At 28.6% G+C, this 514-nt stretch carries 1 pseudogene; it reads left to right on the forward strand.

Annotated features, from left to right (window positions below):
- Positions 1–161: 161 nt before the first annotated feature.
- A pseudogene (locus ACQYZ7_RS16695) lies at positions 162–514 on the forward strand (hypothetical protein); the annotation flags it as partial.

Here is a 514-nt window from a genome sequence, read left to right on the forward strand (position 1 = left end):
GCCAGTAGCTTAATGAGAAGGACTAAATAACTTTTAGTTTTATATAATTTATTACTAAAGACCTTCTCTTTTTTTAAAGAAAGAAGGTCTTTTTTTGTTCAAAAAAAAGCGTTGATAGTTATTTTTATATGTAACTATCATTAAGAGAAAAAAATAGTACTATGCATAAGATAAAAGAAGAAGCTTTAGATAAGCAAATTACCATTGATGGTAACTTTGTAAAGAGCTATAAAACAATTACAATTAACCAGTTTTTATACAAGCATCATACCTTTGAAATTGTAGTAGATATAGAAACTGTAGAAGAAGCAGGAAGCTATACATTAGATAAGTCAAAAGAATGGTTAGGAAAACAACTTACCACGAATGTTTCAGGTAAAGCATTTATAGGAGTTGTGTTGGATGTATCAATGCATCACAACGAAATAGGACTACATGGCGAGTTAATACTTAAAGGATTATCTCAAACAGTATTGTTAGAGAATGGAAAACAACAAAAATCTTGGTTAGAAAA

Origin of the sequence: Tenacibaculum sp. SDUM215027 (genome assembly GCF_050566205.1) — a bacterium.
Classification (GTDB): Bacteria; Bacteroidota; Bacteroidia; order Flavobacteriales; family Flavobacteriaceae; genus Polaribacter.